Raw genomic sequence first — 11898 nt, forward strand, 5'->3', positions numbered from 1 at the left:
GGCACAAAGGAGCGGGGCAGAATGTTCAAGACACTCACCGCGATCCATTTTGTACAACCAGAACCGCTTCAGCTTCGGCATGAGCATATCCGGGATGATGACATCTCCGGTCCGGCCACGCTTGGCTATCTCGGGGCGGACCCGGATGCGAGTTCTGACCGCGCCATCGGGGAAGTAGATGTCGCCGACATTGAGGCCGACCAGCTCGCTCAGGCGCAGGCCGGTGCCCAGGGCCAGGGCTACTATAATGTGATCCCGTTGATGGCCGGAGCTGGTCTGCAACAGGGCCTTCTGCTCGTCGGCTGTCAGGGTTTGGGGGCTTAATCTAGACATGGTTTCCTCCTCCTGATCCATTCGTTGCTTGGTTGGTCGGCAGGAGTCAAGTGATTCTGCAACAATATAATAGGGCGTTTTCAGCTTGATATCCGGGGCGGGAGGAGCGTTGCTTGGACCAGGAAGGAGGGCTGAATAATGAGGATAGGACCGAATGATTCAATATGGGTCGTTGTGGACGCAGGGCCCGAGAGCGAGCAGGACGATATCCTGTTTCAGACCACGCTGCGGGGCTTGGATCTGCAATTCAAGGGCGGGCTGACGATGGACCGGAATCCCACGCTATTCACTGACCGGAAGGAGGCCGAGATCGAGGCTTATGGACGTCTCACCGCACAGGCCATCGCTAACGCAGGGATTGGGGCCAAGTTGGAGGAGGTTCGGTACATCGAGATCCTGGATGGTGACGGGAAGCTGCTTTTTGAGGCGGGTTGCCTTAAGCAATCTTACTCATAGAAAGAAAACAATGAATAAGCAAATGAAAAAAGGGACCTCCGCGACCAAGAAGTTGAGCATCTAGACGGATGCAGAAAGTTACAGTATAATAACCCAGAGATGAAAACATCCACCGAGTTCTATTCAATTATTGTGATTGACAAACTCCACAAGGAGTCAAAATGCGAAAGAAACTATTTATACTCTTTCTTTGCCTGACCGGATTTATTACCACCTCCTTTGGAGAGATACTGGACGTACCAGTCGAGTATTCATCAATTCAAGCCGCCATTAATGCTACGAACGATGGGGATACAGTCAGGGTAGCCGCTGGCACCTATTCAGAGTACCTTAGGATTGAATTAGAAGGTATTGGAAGTAGGGATCTGTTCTTGTTTGCGTCCGAGACGGCAACTGTACAAAAACCAAATTCAGAGCCCGGCCTTTTGTTTTACATTCGTGCCGCCGGTGAGCTGAAGGTTAATGGCTTTAACTTTAGGGGTAGCGGGAGCTTTGGTGATCTCGTTGTCCGGGTCATAGACTGTCCAGCAATCTTTGAATCTTGCTATTTCCAAAATGCTGGTGCAGGCATTGACTATTATGGACCTGAATGCAGTGGTGGGTATCTGCAAAACTGTACAATTACGGACGTAGGCGTCGTTGGCTTTGTCGCTCGTGATACTAGCACTATAGGACTCATGAACGTTGAATTCAGTCAAGGGATCTATGAAGGCAGCACGAATTGGGCTGGGTATTTGGGCACAAGTGGAGGAGGAAATGTCTTAATTGATCCATTGATCGATGTAGAGTTCCTTGATGAATATCTAGCTATAGATCAAGGGCGACTCTCACATAATGGTACTGATACTCTAAATGTAATCATCGGCGAAAATGTGATTTATGATCCAGTCGCAACTGCCTACTTTGATTCGCTTATGGCAGTCCATCCTCCTGAAGAATGGCCGGGGTTAGCAATCCCATTCTTTGGCGGCTACTACGTGGATCGGATTCGATGGTGGCCTTCATCAGCGGGTGGAGGCGGAGTAGAGGAGTTCATACCTGGATCAGGTACAGACGATCAATACGGCGATGCCATGCTTGGCTCGCCAGATGGAGTCGGAACGTCTTTGGGTACTGAGGGTTCAGCTACCATTTTCTTCCCTCAGATTATTATTGATGGCGGTGGACTCGACTTATTCGTGCATGAGCTAGGAGGCGACAGGAATGGCCGGTTTGCCGAAGATGAATTTGAGGAGAACTTCCTTGTTGAAGTCAGTGAGGACGGAATTGATTTCACCGTCTTGGGCGAGGGTGCCGGTGGAACAGTGGGATTTGACCTCGGATCGATAGGCGTTGACAACATAGCATACGTTCGAATAACCGACATACTGCCTGATGAGGGTGTTGAGCCTCCAGCGGCCGGGGCTGATATTGATGCCATTGTGGCCATACATATTGACGATGAGGATATTAGTGCCCTGGATCCAGATGTGGTTCTTGTGAGTTCCTTCAGACCCTGCATTTATCCAAATCCAGCTGTTTCATCTGTGCGCATGCAATTTTGGAATCCGATTGGGGGAGGAGCCAGTCTGAAAATATACGATTGCAGTGGTCGTCTTATGCATCGCCATTATTCTATCAATCTTCCGACGGGTTTCCATGAATGGATTTGGGATGGAAGGTCCGATCTGGGTAATCCGGTCGCACCGGGCGTGTATTTTTACCGGGTGCAAATACCAGGAAATTCCGCCATTGGCAAAATCATCAGGATTCGATAATCGGTTCGGACAATTAGAGGGGGATGGTGGGTGCCGCCTGGCCGGTTGACCTATGCGACCCCCATTTTGCGGCATCGGCCTCTGAGTAAACCCTCGTTTTGCGGCATGCCCCTTTTCGAAAGTGCCCTTTTTGCGGCATCGACCCTCTGGAAACAGCCCGTTTTGGGACATGAAAACGGCATCCGGGCAGCCAAACGGCATCGCCTCCAAAACAGGCCGGATCGGCTAACCCTTTATGGTGCAGGATGATGCCTGTGTTTGAGGTCAGCTCAGATTCCTCGGAAATGAAAAAAAGGGCCGAAATTCTGCCGTTCAAATGCCCCTTTGCGCCCCGGAACCGCCAAATCTGCCTCTGAAATGACCCTCGCGGCCCAGAATCGGCCCCAGCTGCCCCCAAACTGCCCTTGATTGGACGTCGTCCTTGGATGGAAACCGGACGTGAATGTATAACTCGCGAAATTGTGAAAGCGCGCGCAATGTAAAAGCCGAACGAATGTTCAAGTCGCATGGGTCTTGCCCGGCCTGCCCCCGATCCGCGAAGTGTTCTGAAAGGCCCGTCATTCCATCATTTACCGTGCGGTGCGGGCTTGATGCGTTCTGGGGCGAAGTGATAGCTTGCCGTGATCGAGCGGCAACATTTTAGGCGCTGCTGCAATCCGGTTAATGTTATGGCTGGCTCAGGGAGCGCTAAGCATTGAATGTAATACTTTTAGTTTGGCCGCAATGTATAACCGTGTCCAAGCCATGCCTCGCCAGCAATTTAATGCAGCGGAAAGCGGGGACCTTCGTGGCCAAGCTCATGCCCGGTGATAGTGGGTCATGGGCACAGGCACCGCATCATGATCCCCGCCCATTAGCTCCAATGCCGACAGCACCCGCTAGTAATTAGGTGATTCGTCCCCGGAGCTGGATAGAGCAACTGATCACAGCTTGCCCTGTACCTCGTTCCAAATGGAAAGGGCTCCTTCCGCAAACCCGCGGATGAACTCGTCAGGTAAGTCAGATGAGATTTTCTCGCCGACGACACATTCCCAGAAATCCTTGGCGGCAGATCTGTCTCCGTTGTATTCGGGGTCTAAGTCAAAGTAAAGACGCTCACCCAGGCCGTAGGCGGAACTACCATAATCGGAATCAAAATACTCATTCCAGCCATAGGAGGGTTCGTGGGCGAGCCGTGCCTGGAGAGAGTCCAGACGTTCAAGTTCCCTGGCTTCAGCTCTGTTTTTTGCCCATTCCTGACCGGCAGCGTAGCCGTCTTTGTAACACTCACTGTCTGACGATCTCTTCGATGCTCTCAGGCGTTCAATTACGTCACTCATGTTTTTTTTCTCCTTTTTAGAGGCAATCTCTGCCAGCTTCCCTTGAAAAGCTTGGCAAGCGAGGGCGGACCAGTTGACCGGCTCGGTCACCTTGTCCATGCGTCGCTTGAGGTCTGCCGGGACAGAGATTGTCGTTCGTGTTGTTCCCGTGTGTTTCTCGGCCACCGCTCACCTCCTCCATTAACCCTGTCTTGATTATGCATCATTTATGCATGCACTGCATACTCTGTCAAGACAATCTCGTGAAATATTTCATTCTCCAGACTCGAAGGGGTGGATTCGGTGTGGATCAAAGGGCTGGAGAACTCTGTGGAGATATCAATCGGTCGCTCTGATGTCGCCTATCCTGTTCTATTACAACCTGTTATAGAGATTCAGCCCGATAACCAATTTGGAGCAAGGAGCGCAGCTCTATGGGGGGATAGATGGGACAAGACTGTTGGAGTTGCCCCGGCCCCCCATGCTCTGTATGTTCTCATGTGAGATTTCCCTGGCCGGACATGAACGTTACTCTGAGAGGGGCGTGCAGTGATGCGGGAACTCAAAGAAGCACTAGATCAGGTGCGGTCTCGAATAGCCCGACATAGCGGCTCGAGGCAGCTTAATGAAGAGAATACCAAAGCGACATTGGTGGAACCCGTTCTGCGGACGCTCGGATGGGATGTGGAAGATTTTGAGGAGGTCCAGAGGGAATATAGGCGCAGATCTCGAGATAAGCCGGTCGACTACGCACTCTTGGTTCTCCGTGTTCCCCGCCTATTCATAGAAGCCAAGGCGCTGGGACAAAACCTGGAGGATCGCCGATGGGCGAATCAGATCATGGGCTACGCCGCGGTCGCTGGTGTCGAATGGGTCGTGTTGACTAACGGAGATGAATATCGGCTCTACAATGCACATGCCCCTGTAGCCGTGGAAGACAAATTGTTCCGCACCATCAGAGTTACGCAGGAGCAATCGCCCGCCGAAGAAACTCTCGGGCTTCTTTCAAAAAGCCGCATGGAGGAGAACCGAATCGCGGTTCTCTGGAACGCTCACTATGTGGACAAACAAGTACACATCGCGATCGAAAATCTCTTTGCCACTGACACCGACGCCGGCCTCATTCGTCTCATCAAGAAGCAAACCCCCAATTTATCTCCCAAGGAGATACGGGCGTCACTGGCGCGTGCCAGACTTCAACTGGATTTTCCCGTCGAGACAATATCGGGAACGTCTTCAGGAAAAGCAACCGACAGGCATCGGAAATCCAGAAATGTAAGCTCGGAGCCGAAAATCGGCAAACCGCCCGTTGGAATATCGGTTCGGAATCTAATTGAAGCTGGCCTTATTCGCCCCCCGTTGGATTTGGAGAGAACCTACAAGGATAGGCTACTGACGGCGCAGATCCGAAATGACGGTCAAATTTCCTGTCTTGGAGAAACGTACGACTCGCTATCCAACGCGGCGGGCATGGCCCGCGCCTCAATCATCGGAACACGACCGGGACGCAAATACCCCCAAACGAACGGCTGGACCTTTTGGCGGTTTAAGGACGCAGATGGACAGTTAAAGGAGATGGACTATTTGCGCCAGGAATGCCTGGAAAGGAAGCGTTAGTGCGGTATCTATTTCTTCAGCTTGACACATCGAGAGGGAATGAGTGAGCCGAGGAAGGCTTTGATGCTGAGGTAGGTAGGCGAGGGTCGCGCCAATGATCCTCGCGAGTTAACAGAACTTTAGGTGAACAGGAAAGTTTAAATGAGAAAAAGCGAACATGCAATATCAATAGCAAAGGCCGCCTCCAACCTGATTCCATTTGTGGGAGGGCCGATTTCTAGTCTTATTGGCGACTACCTTCTGACGACCACACAAAAAGCCATCGATCAGACCCTTGAGTATCTCAAGGAAAGGGTAGAAAGCCTCGAAGAGCGCTTAGATTCTGATGTGGTTGACAAGGATGAATTCGTCGAACTCTTTAAATCTTGTTATTTGATTATTGTCCGAACCCACCAGGAGGCAAAGCTTAGGGGTGCAGCCAACTTGCTAGCAAATATGTTCTTGAAGTCGGGGGATGGTGAGAAAATGGACTATACGGAAATAGATCATTTTGTACGCTGCCTTGAATCGCTATCCATTGGGTCTGTCAAAATCCTTGGCCAGGCAAACAAGCTAGCAAAAATGAGTAATAGACAGGCGGCGACAACCACGCCAACCCGAATTACATTCGAGGAGCTTAACAAGGAGGTTCTTCCTATGGCGCCGTCACTCCTAATGGGTCTAATAGGCGAGTTAAATGCCTTCAACCTCCTACATATCCCTGGCGCTCCTGCAATCCGCGAACCAGGATACCAAAATTACTCAATTGAAATCCCGCCACTTGGAAGACGATTTGTGGAGTATGTTCTTGGGGAGGTGGATCAAAAATGACAGACAAAGGTGACTTGATTGATGGCAAGGATCCAGAAATAATTTCACTCCCCGAGATCTGGTATGTCGATGATCTTCAATCAAATCTTGACAGCTTTAAGAGGGCCCATGGGGCAGCCTGGAATGTGAAGACATTCCTTCATCCACAAGAAGTGCTGGATAAATTGGAAAACAGAAAACCGGCCGCCCTGTTTGTGGATTTGTTTTTTTATGACACCCCGAAGCAATCAGAAGATATTGAGAGTAAAGTTACAATGAAGGCGAAGGAGTTAAAAGCAACCGCAAGCGAGATTGATGCTGTCAATGATAAGTACCTGAGCGGGTTGAGACTAATTAATGATATTTGTGATTTGTTTGAAAAGAAGTTTCCGATTTATGCATACACCTCAAAGGGACCTTATTTGCTCGAAGGACCTGCATTACACGCCTTGGCCAAGACTGACATACCAATAGTCTACAAGGGTCGTTATAGCAGAGAAACAGAGAGATTAATAGTAACTAGAGATATAAAAGAGTACAAAAAAAGGAACTCCCTAAAAGCGAAAATAGCGAGGCGACTCTGGCGCGCAATAATTGTGGGAGGGATACTTTCGTGGGCCATAGGTAGGCTGTTAGAGTACTTTATTTCAAGGGTCACCTAGCGGCCTAATTAACCCGACGAGGGCCCTTGTCACACCCCTCGCATTTATGGGAGAATGGACGCGCACATGAGAGTGGGCGAAGGACGCGCCAAGAACGCTCGTAGGTTAACAGAGCGCCGAATAGCCAAATCGAGTTGTCATGCTATTCAACAAATGGAATCCACATCATTAATGGATCTCCCATAGGCGAGAGCTGTGGGGGAGTTTCCATCTTATAGGGATGACTAAGGGAGGGAGAGGATGACTGAACTCGGTTTTAACTATATCATTCCAGATCTACTCGTCGGTAAGGTTCGGATAGGTGAGCCCTATCGGAACCACAACGCCAAGGGATATCCAACGAGCTTTGGTCTGGACATCGACTGCGTTGAACTCAATCTCTCAAAGTCGCTGAAATCAACGGATTTCCATTTGTTGAGAGGAAAGTTAGATGAAGCATTGACCGCTTGGGAGGTAAAATACCAACGTCATCTTGATAGGCAGCACAAGGAATATCGCGCTGAATCTGTTGACCAGCTGAATAGCGACGCGAAAGAGGCCCTGGATGATCTTCGCAGCCTCCTGGAACACACACTTGATATCGATGATGCCGTAGACTGGAATGCCATTAAGCGTAAGGATAAATTTCGGGTAAAACCAGAGCAGCTCTTCTCAGATGGCAATCTACCTGAGTTTATTCAATTCAATTCGCATGGCAGACCTACCGGTTTCAGCAATCAAGCACTCCCAGAAAAGCCGACACTTGAAAGGGTAAAGAGCGATTATGGGTTCCTGAGTAGACTATTTCGTGGAAAAACCATTGAGGAGGACTTGCGGCGTAGGCTGGATCAGTGGCGCTCTTCAATCGAACAGGTTGATAAGGAGAATGCCAATCGTCAGGAGCATTTCGCGAAGTCGGTTTCGGATTATGATGAGAAGAAGGCAGAATTCGATGCAGAAAAGAGACGGGACAATGATATCATCGAGAGCATAAAGGAACGCTATAACAATGCAGATCCTACGGCCGTTGAGGAATACTGTGATCTTGTTTTGAATGGATCAGAATATCCAGACTACTTCCCCAAAAACTGGATCCTTGAATATCGGGAGGATAGCCGAATAGCTGTTATCGAGTATAAGTTGCCAGCACCTGGGCGACTGCCAACGATCGATTCATATAAGTATATCAAGGCGCGGGACGAGATCGCTGAGAAGCATATCAGTCGAGCAGAGCAAAAGGCCCTGTACGACAGCGTCGTTTATCAGATTTGTGTTCGTACCATCCACGAGCTTTTTGAGGCTGATACGGCTAATGCATTAGACGCAGTAGCGTTCAATGGTCTTGTCACAAGCACAAATCCGGCAACAGGTGTTGAGGAAACAAAGGCGATAATGTCAGTTCTCGCGAAGAAAGAAGCATTCATGGAGTTTGATTTATCACAAGTTGACCCAAAGGCAACTTTCAGACACTTAAGGGGTATCGCAGCGATTGCGCTTTCCGATCTCACACCGATTCCACCAATTATCAAACTAGACAAGTCAGATAAGCGATTCATAAGTGGAAGGGACATTGTTGCTGGGCTTGACGAATCGGTTAACCTGGCGGCAATGCATTGGGATGATTTCGAGCATCTAATTCGCGAGTTATTCGAGGAAGAATTCACGGGAAGCGGAGGAGAGGTCAAGGTTACGCAAGCAAGTTCTGATGGCGGGGTAGATGCTATTGCGTTCGATCCTGATCCGATTCGAGGAGGAAAGATCGTCATTCAAGCAAAGAGATATACGAATGTCGTGGGCGTGGCTGCCGTGCGTGATCTTTATGGCACAGTCATGAATGAGGGTGCGACGAAGGGAATTTTGGTTACAACATCTGATTACGGTAGGGATTCTTACGAGTTTGCCAAAGACAAACCAATCACCTTGTTGAATGGTAACAACCTCTTGTCCTTGCTTGAGAAGCATGGCCACAAGGCGCGTATTAATGTGGCCGAGGCCAAGAAGATCATGAAGGGTTAGGAGAATGGTGATAGAATCTCGGTGGACATTGAGATAGACGTGATCATGGCTGATTTCCAGTGGATGTGTTTTGAAGAAGTACCAGATGTGGTACCGACCTTTAAAGGCCAATCCGCGATAAAGCCGGAGGTCAGCCGTCGATCCTGGAAGTCGTTATGTCTGGTCTACATAAAACGGGGGATATTTAGTCAACCTTGTCCATAGTGGGGTACATCAAGTGAATTTATAGTGTCTTCAGATGACTGTGTTGATGGGCGCGACGAAGGGGGAGATATGAAATATACTTGTCTGTGTTGCTTGGTCATTAGTAATCTTGTTCTTGTAGGTTGCGCCTCGACGGGGCACTCAACTCTCTCAACCACTCCGCCTGAGCCAGTGACCATGGAGAACGAGGTCATTGTAAATGCGCCCTTTGAGAGCGTTTGGGATACCCTTGTTCGGGAGCTGTCCCGAAGCTTTTTTGTCATAAATAACATAGACAAGGAGTCTCGACTTATTAATGTTTCCTTCTCTGTGGAGAGCCCTGAGGACTATGTTGACTGCGGCGAAAGTCACCGGACATACGAACGAGGATCTGAAGTGCTCGAATATAATTATCCGATTGCAGGGTCTAATAGCTATAAAGTCGCTTCGTCGGGAGGTACTTATAATAATCTTCCGATAACATATTATATTAACCGTGAGGCCCGACTGGGGGGGAGAATAAACATATATGTTGCCCCAGGTGAAGGCGGAACCCTTGTCTCAGTAAATTGCAAATTTCTGCTGAACATCGCGGTAACTACTTCTTGGACGGGAGAAAACGCATTCGGCTCGGTGCAGGAGCAGGGCACCCTACCCCCAACAAACCATGAAGTCAATTTTAGCACAAATCAGCCGCATGCGAGCAATTGGGGCACCAGTGAACAAGCAGCTGACGTAACTTGCCAATCATCGGGTGTTCTGGAAGACAAGATCCTATCAATGGCTTACAGCACAACGGACTAACCATTTCTTAATAGAGGGGGCCCATTCCACTCCGCCCCGCCCACCCATTCCGGCCCGATTCGCTCCCGGCCCCCGATCCGGCTGAGGCTGGGGCGGCCTGGGGGCTGCTCTGGGGTAGGTTGGATCGAATGACGGCAGTCACAACATTTCTCATGTAAGCGGTCATTTCACGGAGTCGTAAATTGAATTGCATTTCGGGCCGGTATGCGATCAATATCCGAGCGGCGCGGATCACCCGCAAACCTCTCCTTCCACATCCTTGGCGTCAATAATTCAACTTCCCTCGCCGGATGAGTATCAATCCTTTGCAAAACATCCACCAGATACGTATAAGGATCGATGCCCTGAACGCGGCAGGTGGAAAGCAGACTCTGAATGATGCCGACGTACTTCGCACCGATTTCTGTCCAACAAAATAGATAATTTTTCCGGCCCATCGCAATGACTCTAATGGCACGTTCAAGGTGGTTCGTATCCAGCTGTACATCCGGGTATTCCAGGAACACTCGCAAGCCATCCTCCCGCGCTAAAGCATAACGAGCAGCTTCTGTAAAAGGATTAGACGGCAGCAAAATCTCTGTGTTCAGTGTCTCGCGCAACCACTCGAAAAAGTCATCGACGATCGGTTTAGCCAGTTCCGTCCGTTTTGCAAGTACCTTTTCCGGTGAGAATCCCCTGGGTTTTATCGCCGCCTCTATCTCGTACAACAAAGCGATCTTAGCCAGCGCTTCTCCGGCCCGTTTCGGATCCATTGATTCCGCTTTATCAAAATATCTGCGTGTATGGACCCAACACAAAGCATGCACGATCCCATTTATTTTCTCGACATAGCGCTCATAAACCTCATAGCCATCCGTCAGCAGAACGCCACTGTAATCCTTCAGCAGGTTTTCGACCACGATTTTGCCGCGTGTCTCCGCAAAGGAAAAAGCAATCTCGTCGCGATCCCCGTAAAGGGGCCAAAAATATCCCGTCTTCATCTTCCCCCGTTGCGGCGGCGGCCTCTTTTTATGTCCCGCCTTGATCGGGGTCTCGTCCAACGCCAAAACTTTGCTCGCGAGAATCGATCCTAACTGAGCGTCATAGATCGGCTCCAAAAGCAAAGCTGTCCGATGAACCAGATTCGTCAATGTCGATCGCGCCAAATGAACACCGGCAGCCTCGAGTCGTTGATGTTGGCGGTAAAGCGGCAGGTGATAAATGAATTTATCAATCAGAAGACCCGCCAGAAAGCTCACGTCCGCATAACTCTTCTCAAAAACTGCCGGCGGCGCAGGCGCACATGAGAATGTCGCATCGTCTTTGCGCTTATAAACCTTGCGTACGTAGCGCAGAACGACATAGGAACCGGGACGTTGGGCTAGTCGGCAAGTGACCTTCTCATCTACAACTGTATAATCCTCGGAATTTTTGATCTCTTTGTTCTCGATTATAATCTCTTCCACCGGGACCGATGGATCAAAACGCAGGGACTGATCCGTCTCTGACAACGGCTTCTTACGGCGACGGCGATGAGCCGGTATCTCTATCTCCGGTGGTTCAGAAACCCCTGTTCGGCCGATCTCTCCGAGTGTCAATTGTCGGCCCGGATCATCCATGATCCGACGCTCAGACTTCGTGCCGAATAGCTGACGCTCAAACCAAGCCACACGCAGGGCCAGTTCCTCATGAGATTTTAACAGCGCAACGACCTCTTCTTTGGTCATGGATGCGGCTTTGTTTTCATGCGTCATATTCTCCTTATACAACTAATGTTTAACCGTGCCAAGCACAATTCCATCCAATATTAGGCGAAATTTCTGCTCACTCAGCTCGAATGTTTCTGCGCTGCCGGGAATCACAAATCGACCTCGCTCCAACCTTTTTGCGAATAGGCAGAAACCTGTACGATCCCAATATACAGCCTTCACATAATTGCCCCGTCGATTAATGAACATGTAAAGACTTCCCGAGAGAGGATCTTCGCTCAATGTGTTTTGAACCAACGATATCAATCCATTGAAA

Annotated in this window: 11 protein-coding genes; 7 read left to right on the plus strand and 4 right to left on the minus strand. The window is 49.7% G+C overall.

Annotation, left to right across the window (positions count from 1 at the left end):
• The coding region (locus tag KJ970_12015; protein MBU2691642.1) for a site-specific integrase at window positions 1-333 on the minus strand (333 nt) is incomplete at its 3' end.
• A gap of 138 nt (window positions 334-471) precedes the next feature.
• Between KJ970_12015 and KJ970_12020 the strand changes: the two genes are divergently transcribed.
• Window positions 472-789: a hypothetical protein gene (locus tag KJ970_12020; protein MBU2691643.1), complete on the plus strand. Its 318-nt coding sequence runs from the start codon at window positions 472-474 to the stop codon at window positions 787-789.
• Window positions 790-950: 161 nt separating this feature from the next.
• On the plus strand, window positions 951-2546 hold the full coding sequence (locus KJ970_12025; protein ID MBU2691644.1) for a T9SS type A sorting domain-containing protein: 1596 nt from the start codon (window positions 951-953) through the stop codon (window positions 2544-2546).
• Between the two features lie 923 nt (window positions 2547-3469).
• Here KJ970_12025 and KJ970_12030 read toward each other — a convergent pair.
• Window positions 3470-4030: a hypothetical protein gene (locus KJ970_12030; protein ID MBU2691645.1), complete on the minus strand. Its 561-nt coding sequence runs from the start codon at window positions 4028-4030 to the stop codon at window positions 3470-3472.
• Between the two features lie 366 nt (window positions 4031-4396).
• Here KJ970_12030 and KJ970_12035 point away from each other — a divergent pair, with 366 nt between their 5' ends.
• The 5 genes from KJ970_12035 to KJ970_12055 all read left to right on the plus strand — a co-directional run bounded on the left by KJ970_12035 (window position 4397) and on the right by KJ970_12055 (window position 9894).
• Window positions 4397-5461, plus strand: a complete 1065-nt coding sequence (locus tag KJ970_12035; protein MBU2691646.1) for a type I restriction enzyme HsdR N-terminal domain-containing protein — start codon at window positions 4397-4399, stop codon at window positions 5459-5461.
• Window positions 5462-5602: 141 nt separating this feature from the next.
• Window positions 5603-6271 carry a hypothetical protein gene (locus KJ970_12040; GenBank protein MBU2691647.1) on the plus strand — a complete coding sequence of 223 codons (669 nt, stop codon included), beginning with the start codon at window positions 5603-5605 and terminating at the stop codon, window positions 6269-6271.
• A complete protein-coding gene (locus KJ970_12045) occupies window positions 6268-6912 on the plus strand; it encodes a hypothetical protein (GenBank protein MBU2691648.1) in 645 nt (214 codons plus the stop codon). The genes KJ970_12040 and KJ970_12045 overlap by 4 nt, the downstream gene beginning before the upstream one ends.
• Window positions 6913-7152: 240 nt before the next feature.
• Window positions 7153-8907, plus strand: a complete 1755-nt coding sequence (locus tag KJ970_12050) for a restriction endonuclease (GenBank protein MBU2691649.1) — start codon at window positions 7153-7155, stop codon at window positions 8905-8907.
• A gap of 381 nt (window positions 8908-9288) precedes the next feature.
• Window positions 9289-9894, plus strand: coding sequence for a hypothetical protein (locus KJ970_12055; GenBank protein MBU2691650.1), 606 nt, complete (start codon window positions 9289-9291; stop codon window positions 9892-9894).
• A 167-nt stretch (window positions 9895-10061) separates the two neighbouring features.
• Here the strand turns inward: KJ970_12055 and KJ970_12060 are convergent, their stop codons facing one another.
• On the minus strand, window positions 10062-11627 hold the full coding sequence (locus KJ970_12060; protein MBU2691651.1) for an IS66 family transposase: 1566 nt from the start codon (window positions 11625-11627) through the stop codon (window positions 10062-10064).
• A 15-nt stretch (window positions 11628-11642) separates the two neighbouring features.
• A partial coding sequence (gene tnpB / locus KJ970_12065) for an IS66 family insertion sequence element accessory protein TnpB (protein ID MBU2691652.1) occupies window positions 11643-11898 on the minus strand: 256 nt, incomplete at its 5' end.

The sequence above is a fragment of the Candidatus Eisenbacteria bacterium genome (assembly GCA_018831195.1).
Taxonomy (GTDB): Bacteria; Eisenbacteria; RBG-16-71-46; order CAIMUX01; family JAHJDP01; genus JAHJDP01.

Coding starts and splice junctions, on each gene's coding strand:
- KJ970_12020 (MBU2691643.1), top strand. CDS start 472: ATGAGGATAGGACCGAATGATTCAATATGGGTCGTTGTGGACGCAGGG.
- KJ970_12025 (MBU2691644.1), top strand. CDS start 951: ATGCGAAAGAAACTATTTATACTCTTTCTTTGCCTGACCGGATTTATT.
- KJ970_12035 (MBU2691646.1), top strand. CDS start 4,397: ATGCGGGAACTCAAAGAAGCACTAGATCAGGTGCGGTCTCGAATAGCC.
- KJ970_12040 (MBU2691647.1), top strand. CDS start 5,603: ATGAGAAAAAGCGAACATGCAATATCAATAGCAAAGGCCGCCTCCAAC.
- KJ970_12045 (MBU2691648.1), top strand. CDS start 6,268: ATGACAGACAAAGGTGACTTGATTGATGGCAAGGATCCAGAAATAATT.
- KJ970_12050 (MBU2691649.1), top strand. CDS start 7,153: ATGACTGAACTCGGTTTTAACTATATCATTCCAGATCTACTCGTCGGT.
- KJ970_12055 (MBU2691650.1), top strand. CDS start 9,289: ATGGAGAACGAGGTCATTGTAAATGCGCCCTTTGAGAGCGTTTGGGAT.
- KJ970_12060 (MBU2691651.1), bottom strand. CDS start 11,627: ATGACGCATGAAAACAAAGCCGCATCCATGACCAAAGAAGAGGTCGTT.